We start from the raw sequence: 2379 nt of genomic DNA, 5'->3' as shown, positions 1-2379 counted from the left end.
CTGTAGAATATACTATACCAATCTAACAAATTAGACGACTATTTTTAGCCGTCTAACTCTATTAAGAATTTGGCGATTACTGAGATTTCTCAGCGATGAATTTTTCTACGCAAGCTTCAATTTCAGCAGCTGTAGGTAGAGATAGTGCTTCGTCAGCCATAGCTTTAACTTCAGCGAAGTTAGAGTTACGGATTACTTTCTTAACTTTAGGGATAGAGATGCCGCTCATAGAGAACTCATCTAGGCCCATACCAAGAAGAAGAAGTGTTGCACGCTCATCACCAGCAAGCTCACCACACATACCAGTCCACTTACCTTCAGCGTGTGATGCGTCGATCACTTGCTTGATTACTGTAAGAACAGCAGGAGATAGCGGGTTGTATAGGTGAGAAATCATTTCGTTACCACGGTCTACCGCAAGAGTGTATTGCGTTAGGTCGTTAGTACCGATAGAGAAGAAAGATACTTCTTTCGCTAGGTGGTGTGCGATTGCAGCTGCTGCTGGAGTCTCAACCATTACGCCGATTTCGATGTTTTCATCGAAAGCTAGGCCTTCAGCGCGAAGTTCAGCTTTGTACTCTTCGATTGCTTTCTTCAGTTCACGGATCTCTTCAACAGAAATGATCATTGGGAACATGATGCGTAGTTTACCGTGTGCAGATGCACGTAGGATACCACGTAGTTGGTCACGTAGGATTTCACGACGATCCAAGCTGATACGTACTGCACGCCAGCCTAGGAACGGGTTCATCTCTTGTGGAAGATCCATGTATGGTAGATCTTTATCGCCACCGATATCCATAGTACGGATGATCACTGACTCACCGTTCATTGCTTCAGCTACTTCTTTGTAAGCAACGTATTGCTCTTCTTCAGTAGGAAGCGCGTCACGGTCCATAAATAGGAATTCAGTACGGTACAGACCAACGCCTTCACCGCCATTACGCAGGATACCGTCACAGTCTTTTACTGTACCGATGTTGCCGCAAACTTCTACACGGTGACCGTCTAGAGTTTCAGCATGCAAATCTTTTAGTTTTGCTAGTTCAGCCGCTTCTGCTTCGAAATCTGCTTTGATTTTCTTAGCTTCTGCTAGTTCAGCTTCAGAAGGGTTGATGATGATCTTGTTGTTCATCGCGTCTAGCACAAGCATGTCGCCGTTCTTAACTTGCTTAGTGATATCGTTAGTACCAACGATAGCTGGAAGCTCAAGAGAACGTGCCATGATTGAAGTATGAGATGTACGACCGCCGATGTCACAAGCGAAACCAAGAACGTAGTCTAGGTTGATTTGTGCAGTTTCAGATGGCGTTAGGTCGTAAGCTACTAGGATAACCTCTTCACTGATGTCTGATAGAGACACAATGTTGATGCCTAGAGCATTTTTAACGAAACGAGTACCGATATCGCGGATATCAGTTGCACGTTCTTTTAGGTACTCATCATCAAGAGATTCAAGCGCACAAGCTTGCTCTTCGATCACAGTGTGGATCGCGTTGTCTGCGTGCATTTTTTCTTTCTTGATGAGTGCTAAAATCTCTTCTTCTAGCTCTTCATCTTCAAGCAGCATGATGTGGCCTTCAAAGATTGCTTCTTTTTCTTCGCCAAAAGTTTCAAGTGCTTTTTGCTTAACAACTTCAAGTTGTTGAGAAGATTTGTTACGAGCGTCAAAGAAACGCTGTACTTCTGCTTCAACTTGGTCGTCAGAGATAGATTGAGTGTTTAGGACAATTTCATCTTCTTGAAGTAGTAGTGCTTTACCGAAAGCAATACCAGGAGATGCTAGGATGCCTGAAATCATAGCCTTACCTTAGTTGTTCAACTGTAAACGGGAGAGTGTGTGACTTTAAGTCGTCGACTAATGTCGCGCTTATTCCTATCTATTTCGAACAAAGCCACTTTGCTATGCAAAATGGCTTTGAAAGAAGGAGACCGTATTAGTGTAGTTGATCCATAAGAGCAACTAGGTGGTCAACTGCTTGCTGAGCTTGAGGACCTTCAGCTGAAATAGTTACGTTAGTACCTTTTACTAGGCCTAAAGTTTGTAGTTTGAACAGGCTTTTCGCGCTAGCGCTTTTGCCGTTAGAAGTCACTGTGATGTCAGCGTCGAAAGATTTTGCTTCTTTAACGAACTGTGCAGCTGGACGAGTGTGAAGACCGTTTTCTGCTGTGATTTCTACTTGCTTCTCGTACATTTTATATACCCCAATTAATTTATTTTTTGTAAGTTTGTAACCAGTTTAGCTTAACTGCTTTAGCTCAAATGCGCTAGAGGCTAGTACGCCATGTTCGTGTTAGAACTTAGACTGGTTATAAATTTTTATCCAGCCATGGTCATCTTTTGTTGAGGACTCACGACCTTCAGAATCTGTTTATTGC

At 43.0% G+C, this 2379-nt stretch carries 2 protein-coding genes; both read right to left on the bottom strand.

Going from position 1 to position 2379, the window contains the following annotated elements; all coding sequences use genetic code 11:
- Positions 1-76: 76 nt before the first annotated feature.
- Positions 77-1801 (bottom strand): phosphoenolpyruvate-protein phosphotransferase PtsI, encoded by a 1725-nt coding sequence (ptsI, locus tag BCT81_RS23055; RefSeq protein WP_102425981.1) that lies wholly within the window; start codon positions 1799-1801, stop codon positions 77-79.
- Positions 1802-1937: 136 nt separating this feature from the next.
- Entirely contained in the window at positions 1938-2195 is a 258-nt protein-coding gene (locus tag BCT81_RS23050; RefSeq protein ID WP_004734263.1) for an HPr family phosphocarrier protein, read from the bottom strand.
- Positions 2196-2379: the final 184 nt, after the last annotated feature.

It is taken from the genome of Vibrio sp. 10N.261.52.A1, from assembly GCF_002876325.1.
GTDB classification, from domain to species: Bacteria; Pseudomonadota; Gammaproteobacteria; order Enterobacterales; family Vibrionaceae; genus Vibrio; species Vibrio chagasii.
This window is presented reverse-complemented; position numbering and strand designations above follow the sequence as displayed.

Bases quoted from the DNA above. Each gene is read 5' to 3' on its own strand.
- ptsI (WP_102425981.1), bottom strand. From the start codon at position 1,801: ATGATTTCAGGCATCCTAGCATCTCCTGGTATTGCTTTCGGTAAAGCA.
- BCT81_RS23050 (WP_004734263.1), bottom strand. From the start codon at position 2,195: ATGTACGAGAAGCAAGTAGAAATCACAGCAGAAAACGGTCTTCACACT.